A 14431-nucleotide genomic window follows, 5' to 3' on the forward strand; every position below is an offset into this window, starting at 1 on the left:
GTATTGAAATATTTTACGGAAAACCGTATTAATATTTCGATACTTTTTTTTAATTTTTACTTTTTATAAAACTAAAACTTTAACTATGGGAATTACAAGAGGATCAGAATGGAGAAAATGGGATTTACACCTCCATACGCCTTATACTTTTTTAAATAGATATAAATGTGAAGAAGCTGAATTTATTGAAAAACTAAAGAATGAAAATATATCGTGTATAGGATTAACAAATTATTTTAAGTTCGACGATAGAGAGTTTGAATTAAAAGATAAACTTGAAAAAGAAGGAATAATAACTTTTTTGAATCTTGAAATTAGATTAGATTATCAGAATAAAGATGATGATTGTCTTGATTTGCATGTTATATTCTCTAATGACGTTACAAAGGAAAATATTGAGAAATTTCTACATAATATGAATGTAAATATTAGCGGAAATGATAAAAAATGTATTGATTTAACTGAAAAATCAGATTTTGAAAACGCTGTAATTAATTTCGATAAATTGAAAGAGTGTTTAGAAGAAGAATCAATTGGTTTACGTGGAAAATATTTAATCGGATTCTTGTCTAGAGGAAAAGGTAATGCTCGAACTAGTACAAACTATGAGAAATTAACGAAATATGCGGATATTCTTATTCATTCTACGGATAATCCGAAAAATATAGAAGAAGATTCTAAATTTTGGCTTAGTTATAAAAGACCACTTTTACAGAATAGTGATGCTCATAGTCTTGATAGTATAGGTAAAAAATTTACTTGGATAAAAGCTGAAACCACATTTGAGGGTTTAAAGCAAATAATATATGAACCTGATGAAAGGATAAGAATTCAAACGGATGAGCCTGAATCTGAAAAATTAGATAACTTAATGATTGAAGAGATAAGTTTTCAATCATCTGATAATAAGTTTACCCCTGAAATTATAAGATTTAATAAAAATCTAAATGTAATAATTGGAGGGAAATCATCAGGAAAATCTATATTACTCTACAAAATTGCCCGAACTTTAAATGCTGAAGTTTTATTAAATACTGCCGATGAAGATTTATTGAAAAATAATATTCTAAAGTACAAAGATACAGATGATAATAAATTTAAAGATTTGTATGACCTATCTGAAAGTGATAGCCATTTTAATTTTAAAGTTAAATTATTTTCTGGAAGTGAGCAATCAATCATTGATAGACCTGACCATTCGAGTATTCTTCCTAGTATAAAGTATATTCCTCAAAATCATTTATCTAATTTAGTAGATAAAAGTAGAAAGAATGGAAATACTTTAAAAAAATTAATTAGAGACTTAATTTTAGAAGATTCAGAATATAAAAAGAAATATAATGATTTTGTTGACAAAGCGATTAGAAACGATTATCAAAGAGAACAAGATGTAGATTATTATTTTTCGTTGAAAGATGCGATTAAGAAAAAACAAGAAGAATTATTAACAAGAGGAGATACTAAAGCTCTTGAGGAGGGTATCGCTTCTAATAAGAAAAAACTTGAACAATTAAGTATTGCCTTTAAGCCAGAAGAATCGGAAGAATATAAAAATTTGAATGAAAGAATAAATCATCTAAATATTGAGGAAGGTAAAATTAATTCTGATTTTGATAAGATTAAAACTTTCAACGATGAAATAAAGAGCGTTCTTAGTAGCTTTGTAAATCGTAAACGTCTCTTAGGGGAGTCGTTAGAAATTGAAATAATTAAAACTGATTTTTTACATAAATATAATTTTATAGATGATTCTTTGAATAGTGTTAATGAAATAGAAAATGAAATTAAGAAAAATGAAGAAGGAATATTTATCCAAGAAAATATATTTAAAACAAATCTATTAAGAATTAGAGAAGAACAAAATGATATAAAAAATAGATTAAGACCTTTTATTGAAAAACTTGATAATCAGAAACAGATTGAAACTATTCAAACAAGTATTTCCGAAGATCAGAAAAAGTTGAGTGAAATTCAACAATTTAAAAAAGAAATTGAGGATAATATTGTTGTTCTAAATGAACAAAAAGAGAAGATTTTTAGTGAATTTGAAAAAAACTTTGAACTTTACGCTAAAATCTTAGAGGAATTAAAACCTAGAATAATGTTGTTAGAGGGGCAAGACGATAAAGTTGATATTATAGGCTCTGTTAAATATAATTATCCTGAGTTTAGAAAAATGGTTGATTCAATAATTGACGGTAGAAGTTTTAATAATGAAGGATTCGAGTATTTATATCAATACGAAAAAACTAGTGGTGTAAAGACTGCTCTTTCAGAAGTTGATTTTAGCTCTATAAAAAATGGGTTGAAAAATCTATTTGAAAAAATTGAGAATAATCCTGGTATATTAAAAGGGAATAATTCAGAAAGGGATGCTTGTAAAAAAATATTAACAGATAATTTTTTTGACCATTGGGATGTAAAATCTGATAATGATGATATACATAAAATGTCGACTGGTAAGGCTAGTTTTGTATTATTAAAACTGATTATTAAACTTAGTAAAGATAATGGACCAATATTAATTGACCAACCAGAAGATAATTTGGATAACCGCTCTGTTTCAAGAGAACTAGTTGAATATTTAAAATTAAGAAAAAGAGAAAGGCAAATTATTCTGGTAACTCATAATCCAAATATTGTAGTAAATGCGGATGCTGAAAATGTTATTGTAGCTAATCAAAATGGGCAAAACGATACTGATAGTGAAAGTCCATATAAATTTGATTATATAAATGGCGCTTTAGAAGATTCATTTAGTCATGAAGATTGTAAAGATTTATTGAAAAGTATGGGTATTAGACAACATATTACGGAAATAGTGGAAGGAGGTATGGATGCATTTAAGAAGCGAGAAGAAAAATATGGTTTCTAAATTCTAAGATATATAAGATGTATATTAAACGTAAATATAGAAGATTAAGGATAATAGACCTCTTACAGCAATTTTTTTTCCGATAGGTAATGATAAATATGTTATTGAGCCTTTTGGAAATGCCTTAAAAATCAATTTAAAAGTGACTAGAGTATAAATTAGTCTTTAACGAATTTTAATTGATTTTTCTGTAGTTAGCTTTGATGCAGAATTTTATTTAATTATCTTTGATATGGTAGTTAATACAAAAAAATAAAATACCCAGTAAAATATTCTGAATTAGAGAATTATTTCTACGGTCTATATTCTACTGTTGATGAAAGTAAATTTTTGATAGTCAAAAAATAGAATTTGCTTTCTTGTAGCTTATTGTTTTGAAGCACTACAACATAATCTTGAAAATTTATAATTAATATGAGAATGACTTTTAAAGAAAACGATTTTGTTCGGTATATGGGAAAGCCAACTTGGGAATATGATCCAACTAAAGAAATAATAGCTCAAATTTATAAGATTGATAGTCAATTTTCGAGTTTGATTATTGGGACTAATAAAATTGATAGCCCAATAAATTTGTTAAGACCTATTACTTCTGTAAAAGAACATCTTGAAAATTTAGGGTTAGTTGCAGAACAAAAAGTAAATTTTACTATATATAGTCTTGGGAGTTTGAAAATTTCGAGTATAACTATTATTATTCCTCAAAATTTTATAAACCTTGGGTTTTGCTTAGGAGACGTATCAACTTTAAGCGATGAGGAAATAATAAAAAAATATTTTGATGAAGATTTAAATTTTAATAAAGAAAAATTTAATGATGATTATCCTGATTTAAATAATTTAAACGATTTAATATACGAGTATTCTAAATATTTTGACTTCAAAATAGACAAACTTTTTAAACACTTTGTGTCTTAATGTCCGAATAAAGCATGACTTTATTTCTTCTTAATGTATTGATTCTCTATAGATTTTGGTTTGGCAAAATTCTAGCGATGAAAATATTAAATTGAAAAATATAAATATGGAAAATAATATTACTTGTTTTAGTTGTGATTTTACTCTAGATAAACAATACAAATTTTGTCCTAGTTGTGGAACGAATGTTAAATGTAAAAATTGTGATACTCTTTTGGTAAAAGGGGCGAAATTTTGTTTTAATTGTGGAACTAGTATTTATGAGGAAAATAAAATAATTGTAAATGAAAACATTAATACAATAAAATTTAAAGAAACTAAAGAAGAAAGAGAATATGAAGTAAGATTTACTAACGAAACAGCTAGTCAGGTTACTAGTGTCGTTGCTGGAATGATACCCAATAATTCTAAAATTTTTAAATCGAATATTACAGATAGTAATTTAGTAGAATATGAGTTTGTAGATGAAGTAAAAGATGATTCTAATGAATCTGAAAATGTAATAAGTTTTAATTCTGACGAAAGCGGTGAAATAAACAATCCACTGCCTGTAGATGTGTCTGAAAAAGGTTTTTCTTTCCCGCATATTAATGATTTGGCTATAAAATATACAAACTTTAGCGAAAGAGAATGGATACTTATATATGCCTTCTATGAATCGGGTTTTGGGAAAAATCAATTTACCCGAGACGGAGTATATCAAAGTTATAAAGATGCTCGATATACGGTGATTAGAAGAAAAAACTTCGCAGGTAATTGGACTAAACTTTTTAAGGAAAATTTTTCTACTGTTAAAGATAATAATTTAATTCTCACATCAATTGGTATTGAAAATGCCAAGAAACTTTTGACTAATCACTCTGAAAAATTGTCTAAGCCTACTAATAAAGTAAAATCTAACGTTCAAAATAAAACCTCTAAATCTGTTGCTCAGCAAAGTATTAAGTTAGAAGAATTTGATATGTATGTAAAAGATGGATTGGAAAGTTTAATTAATAAAGTTAATCCAAATTCAACAAAAGAATATATATTATGTATAGGATATTATATAAATCATATCTTAAAGAAAGAATATTTTTCTGATGGAAATATTGATTTTGCATTTAAAAGTTTAAAATTACCTAAACGACCTACTGGTTTACGACAAGTGATTAAAAATATAAAATATCGAGATTTTTGGGTTGAAATTGTAGAGTCACAATATTGGAAACTTAGCCGTAAAGGAGAATTAGAATTTGAAAAAATGCTTGGTAATGCAAATTGAAGATTATATTGATAGTCTAGATGATTTTGATGGACTTTCAGCTAAAGAAAAGATAAAATATGTAGCTTATTTTTATTTGATTTCACAAAATGTAGATAATTTTAAATCTTCTGATCTCTTAAATGTATTTCGTACTCTGCATCTAACAACTCCTAATAGTATACCACAAATTATAAGTAATAATTGCAGTGGAACTAGTCCTTTATTTATTAAAAAAGAAGAAGGTTATGCTTTTAATAGGAGTATAAGAAAGAAATTAGATGATGAATTTAATTTAAAGCCGTTAAAAGTAACCTTAACAAATAATTTATTTCCTTTAGAATTATTAAATAATACAAGAGGCTATATTGAAAAAATAGGTAATCAAGCTATATTTTGTTATGACTACGGGCAATATGATGCATCTCTTGTAATGATTAGAAAATTACTTGAAACATTAATCATTGAAATATTTGAAAAATTTAAAATTCCAAATGAAATAAAAGATAGTGATGGAAATTTTTATATGTTAGCTCAGCTAGTTGATAATTTAATTTCTAATAGTAATTGGAACCTTGGAAGAACTACTAAACAATATTTACCTAAGATAAAAAAATTAGCTGATACAAGTGCGCATAATAGAAGATTTAACGCTAAAAAATCAGATATAGATCAATATAAAAATGAACTAAGAATGATTATAGAAGAGCTTTTACTTATAGTTAATTTTTAATTAAGAATTATAATATTCCAATTTTGGGGTATATATCGAAGACGATTTTAGAATCGTCTTTTTTATGTAAAATTTTTGCTACTGATAATTAACACTTTACGTTTTTTCAATAATTTAATAATCCTTAATTGGCTGTTTCCTGTTTTCAGAGAGTTTATATAAGTAGAATATAAAAATATATGCTATGGCAAAAAATTTAATCTACTTTATAAAGAAATATTTAAAACTAAAAAGACAAGTCAGTGAGTTGGAAGTATTGCTTCGAGAAATCTCTTTTAATGATATTATTAGTCGGGAGGAGTTTCTGAAAAATTATAGCCTTAATACTAAAACTTTTGATAAGTACCGAAAAGCTGGATTAGTTGTTTACCAGCCTGTAAGAAATGGGAAAATATTTGTAAGTTTAAAAGAATTTGAAAAATTTTTAAAAAAGAGATAATCATGGTTGATGTTATAAAGTTTTATATTGATAATATAGAAATTGATGAAAATATCCTCAAAACTAAATTTATAAAAACTTCTTCCTCAGAAAGCGATGTAATTAGGTATAAATATGATTTTCATAATTCCGAATTATTTAGTGATAGGAAAAAAAATGTCAAAGAAGGGAAATCTGACTATGAAAAAAAGAAACCGTCTAAGTTAACTCATCATTATATTTATTTTATAATTAAGGTTGGAGAAAAAAAGGGTAAACTAATATTTAATCAAAATATTAGAAGAAATTGGATTGATTACATGAAGGTTGCCGATAAAAAAGGGATTGAATATAATTGTAGTCCTTTTGATAAATCAATGCCCAGAGTTTTGTTAGATTTAGAATATGAAAACTTTATTGATATTATTGAATTATATGCCGTAGAGTTTAGAATCCCTAGAATTATATTTTGGAGTGCTGATGTTACTCAAGTCGAACTTGGAGCAAACTTAAAATTTTCTACTAAAATAAAAACTAAAAATGGTTTTGAAAGAGTAAGCTTAAATGGTATGCTTTCATCTTTTGGAAGCTTAAAGAATGTTCCTGAAAAAGATACATACGGCAGAAGTGGAGTCCGTTTTAAAGCAGATACGTTTGAAATAAGTATCTACGATAAATTGAAAAGGATAATCTTTACAAAAGAAATGTTTGCTAATAAAAAAGACTCTATAAAAGCATATAGAAGAAAAAAAATTAATGAAAGAAATCATTTTCTCCGATATGAATTAAGAGTAAAAGAGGTAAGTTCTTTTAGAAGAGAAAGTTTTTTTAGGAAATTAGATACTTTACAGGATATTAAAGATAATTGGAATAACCTTTTAACTGCACTCTTTGATACTGCTAAAGAAATTGATTTTGTAGACTTCTTATCTCCAGAAATAGAAACCGAACTTATCAAGTCTCAATTAAAAAGTAAAGCTAAGAAACCTTTTGTTGAATATTTAATTTATCAAGCCGTAAAAGAAATGGGATATACGGACTTTATTCGAGATATTATTCCTCTTGTAAATGTTAAAGAAAGAAGAAAATTTCAAGCTGAGGTAGATGAAATTTACGATAAATTCAGAGATAAAAATTACTATGCTACATCTTACGAAAAGATGTTTTTAGATGCTCTTGAAAAAAGATTGGATTCGTTAACTTAAAATTTCCTATTATATAATAGCTCTATCTATACCTTATAATTAGAATATATAGACTTAGCTATTAAAGAAGGTTATATACTTTGCGCAAAATTTTTGATTTTTTGATTTCGGGTTTCTTTAATAATCTTGATTGAATTAAAATTAAAAATTTTTAAGTGCTATAATCCCGATTACTTAGAAAATAATTATAATCTGAAACGTGCTTGATTAATAAGGCGAATTTCTGCTGATTTTCGCCCGAAGTATAAATTTATTATTTCTGAATTAAAATTGAAATTTGAATAGTGGAAAACCGAATTTGAAGCTGAAAGAAAAGTTACTTATCTACGGATTAAAAATTCTTTAGATAGCTCCGCCCTACTCTTTCAGAATAATATTCGTTTTCCTAGAAACTTTTAATAAGGTTTGAAAACTGGCTTTATTTTATTTTTAATAGAAACTTACCTTTCAGGATTATTAATTGATTTTCTCCTTATTAATCGAGCTTATATTTTATTTTTAAAATAATATTATGAAAAAAATTAGTGAACTATCGATAGCAGATTTAAAAGCTGCTCATGATTTTGTAAAAACCTCCTTAGATTCTAAGGAAATAGAAAATAATATGAAAGAAGAAGATGTTACTTCAGAACGTATTGAAACTTCTGAGAAAATGAGTAAATTGGAAAATTATCTCTATCATGAATTACTAAATAGGGTTCTTTCTTTAGAGCCTTAAAAATTAATTTTTATTTTTAACGGATTCTCATTTTTTAGTTTGTATTTTTGATTATAATTTATCATATTAAATACTTTGATTTAACTGTAAATAAAATTGATTTACTTTGATTAAAAAATGCGCAAATTTCCCCTATAATTCCCCCCGTTGAAAATCAACCCATGATAAGCGCTCTATTTATGTGGAAAGTTTATAAAATCGGTGGGTTCTGGAGAAACCACTTAAAGTCATCTCGATTGAGATGACTTTTTTGTTTTCATTCATCCGACTTTCAGATCGTATTGTTAAATCCTAGTTAATACAATAATAATCCCGCTTAATTTACATTCAAAATAAGTATATTCGCCTTTTAATTTTTATTTGGATAAAATGAAGAAGATTATCTCTGGATTATTTTTATTTTCTGCCATTACTGCATTTGCTCAGGAAGCCGTTAAATTTCAGGATCTTCCTTTCAAAGAGCTTGTAGCTAAAGCGAAGAAAGAAAACAAATTACTTTTCATCGACGCCTATACTTCATGGTGCGGTCCATGTAAAATGATGGAAAAAAATACTTTTACCCAAAAAGCTGTCGGAGATTATTACAATGCTAATTTCGTCAATGCAAGATTTGATATGGAAAAGGGAGAAGGAAGAGAAATTGCCACAAAATTTGGCGTACGTTCCTACCCTACTTATCTTTTTCTAAACGGGGACGGTGAGCTTGTTTCTCAGAATTTTGGGTATATGGAAGGCAGTCTTTTCGTTTCTATGGCACAGGATATAAATTCCCCGAATAACAAAAAAGGTTCTTTAAAGGAGCGTTTCGCAAAAGGTGAAAAAGATCCGGAATTTTTAATTAACATTATGAAATTAAATTCTTCATCAGATTTTGATTTTGCTAAACAAGCTTCCGAAAGATACTTTGAAAACAAGAAAAAAACGGAAGAATTCACAAAAGACGATGTCGGATTATTATTATTTTTCTTAAAGTCTACTGAAGATAAAAATTACAAAACTTTCACCGAAAGAAAAGCCGAAATCATTAAGTTTTTACCGGAAGAAACCTATAAGGAGTTTGATAATCAGATAAAATTAGGAAAAATTGTTGAGCAGTCTATTGACCAGCAAAATAAAAGAATCAATGATGATTATTTTATGAAAACCGCAGAACCTTTAGTTGGGAAACATGACGCGGAAGTAAAACTTAATCAGACAAAACTAAGTTATTACGAGCAAAATGCTAATTTTCCGGAATATGAAAAGGCAGCTTTAGCTTATTACAAAAATTCAGAGGCTTTTGAACCCAATGAATTATTAAAAGCAGCCTGGGTATTTTCTGAACATATAAAAACTGTTTCTTCTTTAAAAAAGGCAGCAGAATGGGCAGAAAAATCTGTAATGCGTGGCGAAACATCAGAAAATACTTATATTTTAGCAAAACTTTATTACTTAACAGGAAATAAAGACATGGCAAAAACATATGCTGAAATGTCTAAAAATATGGCAGCTCAGTCTCAAAAAGATTCTACTTTAGCAGATGAGTTATTAAAACAAATAAAGTAACGAATGTCGAAAATAAAATTTCTTACAGGATTTTTAACCTTATTCCTATTAGGTAATTTAAATGCTCAGGAACTGGAGCAAAAAACTGAAACCAGTGTTTACATAAAAGGAAATGCTCTGCTTATTCCTATCGGAGTTGTAAATGTAGCATTAGAGCATCAATTAAGTAAAAAGATTACCGTACAGGGCGATGTTCTTGTTTCTCCGTGGAAATCTTTTTCAGGACACGAACTGCAGTATTATTCTCTTTCATTAGAAGGCAGGTATTATTTCGATGAAGCTTTCAAACATTGGTATATCGGAGCAAATATTGCAGGTTCTCGCTTTATAGTACAAAAATGGAATTACTGGAAAGATGGCATCACCATAAATGAAGATACAGGAATCAGTTATAACAAATCTGATCTATATCAAAAAGGGTATTCCTTAATATTGGGTATTACAGGTGGTTACCAATTTAAGGTTTCGGATAGATGGAACGTCGATATTTATGCTGGTATAGGAACTTCACAGGATTTTTATAAAGGCTATGATCGTACAACCGGCAATCGTTATGACAGCGCAAAAGATTACAATAAAAGTGGCGAAATCATTCCTTACAGAGGTGGCGTCATGATTTCTTATAAATTAAAATAATCCAATGAAACTATTCGGAAAAAATCATATTATCATTTGTGTTATTACTTTTGTCATTCTGTTTTTAATGAACTATATCGGAAATAATCAGGCTGATAAATTACAAACCGCTTTAATGATTGCAGTTGCAGGAGTTATTGGTTTATCTATCGGGCTTATTATTATGAACAAAGGAAAGAATGATAAAACTCCGCCACAGGATTTTGATTAAATTAAATTTTAAATAAAATAAAAAAGGTCAATTGTGAATTACAATTGACCTTTTTTATCAGTTTTCGTAAACTATATATTTAGTTCTGATCTTTTCAAATTTATTTAAATCCGACTTCCAGGATTCTTTTATTTCTGATATTGACTTTCCTGCAATAATCTGTCTTCTCAATTCATCGGTTCCAGCCAAAGTATCAAACCAAAGATTTTTACCCGCAGCAGCTTTTAAGAAAAAATCTAATTCGGAATTTTTATAATTTTTGTAGGCTTTAATAACCCATTCAAGATTTAATTCTCTCAAATCAGTTTTATAATCTGAAAGATTTTCGCCATAACATAATTTTCCGTTTAAAAATGGATCTTTCGCTCCCGAAGTCGGTTTTGGAGTAAATTGATAAGGCAAACTTGTCGTCCAAGGTGAACCATAAATCTGGAAAGGTAAATCCGTTCCTCTTCCTACGGAAACCTGCGTCCCTTCAAAAAAACACAAACTTGGATATAGATTAATCGATTTATCGTTCGGTAAATTTGGTGAAGGTTTATCTAAAATCGAATAACGTAATTTTTTGTGATAATCTTTCATCGGAATTAAAGTATATTTTGCCTGAACTCCATCTTTAAGCCATTTTTCTCCATTCACCATTTTTCCGTATTCTCCGATCGTTAAACCATAAACAACAGGAACTTCGTGCATCCCGACAAAACTTGTCCATTTTTTCTTTAAAACAGGACCATCTGTATAACCGTCATGCGGATTTGGTCGGTCTAAAACCATAACCTCAACATTATTTTCCGCTCCGGCTTCCATTAAATAGGTTAAAGTTGAAATATAAGTATAAAACCTCACTCCAACATCCTGAATATCAAAAACTACGATATCAATTCCTTTTAACTGTTCAGGCGTTGGTTTTTTATTATTTCCGTACAAAGAAACAATGGGAATTTTAGTTTTTACATCTACTCCATTCTTTACTTTTTCACCTGCATCTGCATCACCTCTGAAACCATGTTCAGGAGCAAAAATCGACTTAATTTTGATTCCGTTTTTTACTAAAAAATCAACAACGTGAGTTTTGTCACTCATTAATCCTGTTTGATTCGTCACAACACCGATCGTTTTCCCTTTTAATAAAGGTAAATATACTTCAGGTTGGTCTGCGCCGGTTTTAAAACCACCGATATTAGTAACCTGAGAATAATATTGATTGAATACTCCTAAAAAAATTAGGCAAATAAGAAGTAAATTTTTAATTTTGAAATCTAAATTCATACGTTTGAAATTTCCTTTATATTTCTCTAGAAAAATAGCGTTTTCCAAAGATAACAAAAATAACCTATCAAGGGTTATCATCTTCATCGGCAGACTTTCTGTGGCGTTGGGAATTATTGTTTCTTTGATTACCGTTTCCACAGGATTTGGTTCCAAGAAAGCTATTAAAGAAAGATTAGCGGATTTCAGCGGACATATTACCGTAAAATCCACAAGATCAAATTCTTCTTATAACACTTCCGTTCTCGATAATCAAGGATTGAGCATAAAAAAAATACAGGAAATTCCAGATGTAGAAACCGTTCAGAAATATGCAATGGTGACGGGAATTATGCGTAACCAACATAATTTTGCCGGGATTATTTTTAAAGGAGTAGGTAAAGATTTTGATAGTTTAAGATTCAAAAAATTTCTGATTGCAGGAACTTCTCCAAAAGTAACGGAAGTTGGTTATTATAATGGTGTTACTATTTCACAAAAGATTGCGAACGATCTTCATTTAAAAGTAAACGACAGCATTGTGACTGTTTTTTCAAAAGCTGATCAAAAACCTATTTACAGAAATTTTCAGGTTGTAGGAATTTATAGAACCGACATCAAAATGATTGACGATCAGTTCGTTCTCGGAGGAATTAATCATGTAAGAAAAATTCAGGATATGAAGCCTGATGAAATTGGCGGACTTGATATTTTCTTAAAAAACGTAAATGATATCGACAGTGATTTTCCTGAAATCGAAAAACTGATCGGCTATAAAAATTACGCAGAAAAAGCTACAGAAAAATTCCCTCAAATTACCGATTGGATCAGTATTTTTGATACCAATATCGCATTGATTATCATCATTATGTTAATTGTTGTTGTCATCAATATCATTATGGTTCTTTTGATTTTGATCATTGAAAGAACGAATTCCATAGGTTTGTTGAAAACTTTGGGAGCAAGTAATTCTCAGATCAGAGCGACTTTCATTAATTATACTTTGATTATTATGATTCCGGGACTTTTGTATGGAAATGCGATTGGTCTTGGTTTGATCTTGATTCAGAAGTTTTTTGGAGTTATTAAATTAAATCCTGAAAATTATTATGTAAGTACCGTTCCGGTAGACCTGAATCCTATTGCAATTATTTCAATTTCTGTCGGGATTTTGTTTATTTCCGGACTGGCTTTAATTGTTCCGAGTTATTTGATCAGTAAGATTTCTCCAGTAAAAGCAATTAAATATAATTAATGGATAGTTGACTGGAAATGGTTGATTGTTGATGGGAAATTCTATAATTCCATATATATATTCTCAATGAATTAAATATTCATCAAGCTTATTATTCCATAGAAATTCAGACAATTTTTCTTGTTAATCTTAATGGTTTAGATTCCTTCGAAATGACAAAAAAACTGTTGATTTTCTTAAGATTTTCTAATTTGATTTCCTCGCAATGACAAATGTTCTGATGACGACAAAAATCCTAGCCCCGATTGCAGTGGAAATCCTTTTTTGAAAAAAAAGATTGCAACGGAAAGCGGGAAATAGCTCCTAAAAATTAATCAATAGCAAAAAATAATTACTGAAAATTAATTGATTGACTGATTATTTTTAATTCTTCATTCTTTATAATTCATTTTTAATTATCCTGAAAACTGTATCTTTACGCCGCATATAAAAAACATTTATGAAATACGCACAAAACATCCTTGAAACCATCGGAAATACACCATTGGTAAAGCTTAACAAAGTTTTAGGTGAAGATTTTCCGGCATTGGTTTTGGCAAAGGTTGAAACTTTCAATCCGGGGAATTCTGTGAAGGACAGAATGGCTCTGAAAATGATTGAAGACGCAGAAAAAGACGGAAGATTAAAACCTGGAGGAACGATCATCGAAGGAACTTCCGGAAATACAGGAATGGGATTGGCCCTTGCAGCGATCATCAAAGGTTACAAATGTATTTTTGTGACGAATGCTAAACAATCAAAGGAAAAATGTGATATTCTTCGTGCTGTTGGAGCTGAAGTAATCGTTTGTCCTACAGATGTTAAGCCTACAGATCCGCGTTCTTACTACTCAGTTTCAAAGAGATTGGCAAAGGAAACAGAAAATGGATGGTATGTAAATCAATATGATAATTTATCAAACAGAGCGGCTCATTATGAGTCTACAGCTCCTGAAATCTGGGAACAAACGGAAGGAAAACTGACTCATTTCGTAGTTGGAGCCGGAACGGGAGGTACGATTACAGGTTGCGGAACTTTCTTCAAGGAAAAAAATCCGGATATTAAAGTAATCGGAGTTGATACTTATGGTTCTATCTTAAAAGAAATTCACGAAACGGGAGACATCAATTTAGGAAATGCTTACACTTATATCACAGAAGGTATTGGTGAAGACATTCTTCCTGAAAATTATGATATGTCTGTAATCGATCATTTTGAGAAAGTTACGGATAAAGATGGTGCTGTTTACGCAAGAAAATTGGCTAAAGAGGAAGGAATTTTCTGTGGATATTCTGCGGGAAGTGCGATTGCTTCTCTGGTTCAGATGAAAGATCAGTTTACAAAAGATGATGTCGTTGTTGTACTTCTTCATGATCACGGTTCAAGATACGTTGGGAAAATCTACAATGATGAGTGGATGAAAGAAATGGGTTGGTTGGATTAATCA

13 protein-coding genes are annotated in these 14431 nt (G+C 29.0%); 12 read left to right on the forward strand and 1 reads right to left on the reverse strand.

Features of this window, described 5'->3' with window-relative positions; genetic code table 11:
• Window positions 1-85: 85 nt before the first annotated feature.
• The 10 genes from ABD940_RS03125 to ABD940_RS03170 all read left to right on the forward strand — a co-directional run bounded on the left by ABD940_RS03125 (window position 86) and on the right by ABD940_RS03170 (window position 10502).
• A complete protein-coding gene (locus ABD940_RS03125; protein WP_345200250.1) occupies window positions 86-2875 on the forward strand; it encodes a TrlF family AAA-like ATPase in 2790 nt (929 codons plus the stop codon).
• 420 nt (window positions 2876-3295) lie between these two features.
• Window positions 3296-3793: a hypothetical protein gene (locus ABD940_RS03130; RefSeq protein ID WP_345200251.1), complete on the forward strand. Its 498-nt coding sequence runs from the start codon at window positions 3296-3298 to the stop codon at window positions 3791-3793.
• A 106-nt stretch (window positions 3794-3899) separates the two neighbouring features.
• The gene (locus tag ABD940_RS03135) at window positions 3900-5057 is read left to right on the forward strand and encodes a zinc ribbon domain-containing protein (protein WP_345200253.1); all 1158 of its coding nucleotides are present in this window, start codon (window positions 3900-3902) and stop codon (window positions 5055-5057) included.
• A complete protein-coding gene (locus ABD940_RS03140; RefSeq protein ID WP_345200254.1) occupies window positions 5047-5769 on the forward strand; it encodes a hypothetical protein in 723 nt (240 codons plus the stop codon). The genes ABD940_RS03135 and ABD940_RS03140 overlap by 11 nt, the downstream gene beginning before the upstream one ends.
• A gap of 184 nt (window positions 5770-5953) precedes the next feature.
• A complete protein-coding gene (locus tag ABD940_RS03145; RefSeq protein WP_345200256.1) occupies window positions 5954-6208 on the forward strand; it encodes a hypothetical protein in 255 nt (84 codons plus the stop codon).
• A 2-nt stretch (window positions 6209-6210) separates the two neighbouring features.
• Window positions 6211-7392: a hypothetical protein gene (locus ABD940_RS03150; protein WP_345200257.1), complete on the forward strand. Its 1182-nt coding sequence runs from the start codon at window positions 6211-6213 to the stop codon at window positions 7390-7392.
• Between the two features lie 511 nt (window positions 7393-7903).
• Window positions 7904-8110: a hypothetical protein gene (locus ABD940_RS03155; RefSeq protein ID WP_345200258.1), complete on the forward strand. Its 207-nt coding sequence runs from the start codon at window positions 7904-7906 to the stop codon at window positions 8108-8110.
• A gap of 369 nt (window positions 8111-8479) precedes the next feature.
• Complete coding sequence (locus tag ABD940_RS03160) at window positions 8480-9655, forward strand: thioredoxin family protein (protein WP_345200259.1); 1176 nt, start codon at window positions 8480-8482, stop codon at window positions 9653-9655.
• A 3-nt stretch (window positions 9656-9658) separates the two neighbouring features.
• Complete coding sequence (locus ABD940_RS03165; protein WP_345200260.1) at window positions 9659-10291, forward strand: DUF3575 domain-containing protein; 633 nt, start codon at window positions 9659-9661, stop codon at window positions 10289-10291.
• 4 nt (window positions 10292-10295) lie between these two features.
• Window positions 10296-10502, forward strand: a complete 207-nt coding sequence (locus ABD940_RS03170; protein ID WP_345200261.1) for a hypothetical protein — start codon at window positions 10296-10298, stop codon at window positions 10500-10502.
• Window positions 10503-10559: 57 nt separating this feature from the next.
• On the opposite strand, the gene ABD940_RS03175 is transcribed toward ABD940_RS03170, so the two are convergent.
• Window positions 10560-11771 (reverse strand): exo-beta-N-acetylmuramidase NamZ family protein, encoded by a 1212-nt coding sequence (locus tag ABD940_RS03175; RefSeq protein ID WP_345200262.1) that lies wholly within the window; start codon window positions 11769-11771, stop codon window positions 10560-10562.
• 4 nt (window positions 11772-11775) lie between these two features.
• Here ABD940_RS03175 and ABD940_RS03180 point away from each other — a divergent pair, with 4 nt between their 5' ends.
• Together ABD940_RS03180 and ABD940_RS03185 are read left to right on the forward strand one after the other, a co-directional pair.
• Window positions 11776-13005, forward strand: coding sequence for an ABC transporter permease (locus ABD940_RS03180; RefSeq protein WP_345200263.1), 1230 nt, complete (start codon window positions 11776-11778; stop codon window positions 13003-13005).
• Window positions 13006-13444: 439 nt separating this feature from the next.
• Entirely contained in the window at window positions 13445-14428 is a 984-nt protein-coding gene (locus ABD940_RS03185; protein WP_345200264.1) for a PLP-dependent cysteine synthase family protein, read from the forward strand.
• Window positions 14429-14431 lie beyond the last annotated feature (3 nt).

This window comes from Chryseobacterium ginsengisoli (assembly GCF_039542325.1).
Classification (GTDB): Bacteria; Bacteroidota; Bacteroidia; order Flavobacteriales; family Weeksellaceae; genus Chryseobacterium; species Chryseobacterium ginsengisoli.

Bases quoted from the DNA above. Each gene is read 5' to 3' on its own strand.
- ABD940_RS03145 (WP_345200256.1), top strand. From the start codon at position 5,954: ATGGCAAAAAATTTAATCTACTTTATAAAGAAATATTTAAAACTAAAA.
- ABD940_RS03165 (WP_345200260.1), top strand. From the start codon at position 9,659: ATGTCGAAAATAAAATTTCTTACAGGATTTTTAACCTTATTCCTATTA.
- ABD940_RS03160 (WP_345200259.1), top strand. From the start codon at position 8,480: ATGAAGAAGATTATCTCTGGATTATTTTTATTTTCTGCCATTACTGCA.
- ABD940_RS03140 (WP_345200254.1), top strand. From the start codon at position 5,047: ATGCAAATTGAAGATTATATTGATAGTCTAGATGATTTTGATGGACTT.
- ABD940_RS03130 (WP_345200251.1), top strand. From the start codon at position 3,296: ATGACTTTTAAAGAAAACGATTTTGTTCGGTATATGGGAAAGCCAACT.
- ABD940_RS03150 (WP_345200257.1), top strand. From the start codon at position 6,211: ATGGTTGATGTTATAAAGTTTTATATTGATAATATAGAAATTGATGAA.
- ABD940_RS03175 (WP_345200262.1), bottom strand. From the start codon at position 11,771: ATGAATTTAGATTTCAAAATTAAAAATTTACTTCTTATTTGCCTAATT.
- ABD940_RS03170 (WP_345200261.1), top strand. From the start codon at position 10,296: ATGAAACTATTCGGAAAAAATCATATTATCATTTGTGTTATTACTTTT.
- ABD940_RS03135 (WP_345200253.1), top strand. From the start codon at position 3,900: ATGGAAAATAATATTACTTGTTTTAGTTGTGATTTTACTCTAGATAAA.
- ABD940_RS03185 (WP_345200264.1), top strand. From the start codon at position 13,445: ATGAAATACGCACAAAACATCCTTGAAACCATCGGAAATACACCATTG.
- ABD940_RS03125 (WP_345200250.1), top strand. From the start codon at position 86: ATGGGAATTACAAGAGGATCAGAATGGAGAAAATGGGATTTACACCTC.
- ABD940_RS03155 (WP_345200258.1), top strand. From the start codon at position 7,904: ATGAAAAAAATTAGTGAACTATCGATAGCAGATTTAAAAGCTGCTCAT.